1 protein-coding gene is annotated in these 453 nt (G+C 66.0%); it reads right to left on the bottom strand.

The window, feature by feature from the left end:
• The coding region (locus RNB18_RS51970; protein ID WP_311721053.1) for a carboxylesterase family protein at positions 1–266 on the bottom strand (266 nt) is incomplete at its 3' end.
• Between the last annotated feature and the right edge of the window lie 187 nt (positions 267–453).

The following is a 453-nucleotide window of genomic DNA, read 5'->3' as shown; positions in this document are numbered from 1 at the left end:
TCGACGGGGGCCGTGACGGTCAGCACGAGGCAGTCCTCGTTCGTCGACAAGCCGGCCAGTGCGTCGCCGGTGACCCAGCCCAGACGTGACGGCCGCTGCGGGCAGGCGGGACCTGATTGGGTCGCATCGCGAACACCCGACCAGGCCGCGGGCGGTTCGGCAGCCCCGAATCGCCTGGCGGTGCCGTAGCGCACACCTCGCGCCTGCACCAGTCCGTCTCGATGGTCAACCCGGATCGTGCCGCCGGCGATTCTCCGCTCGGCCATGTCCTGAACGTTAGCGGGCACAACTTCGAACAACGGATTGACCACGTCGACAATTGGGTATCGATAGCAAGTGGGTCGAACTTCGCCCCTTGCGCAGGAATCCTTGGACGTCGATGCGCGTCTGACGGAGATCGAGCGCGAGCTCAACCTCCTGCTCTACGTCACTCCGACCAATGGAGCCGAGGCG

The sequence above is a fragment of the Streptomyces doebereineriae genome (genome assembly GCF_031845645.1).
GTDB classification, from domain to species: Bacteria; Actinomycetota; Actinomycetes; order Streptomycetales; family Streptomycetaceae; genus Streptomyces; species Streptomyces canus.
The sequence above is the reverse complement of the archived record's forward strand: the minus strand, read 5'-3'. Positions and strand labels throughout refer to the sequence as shown.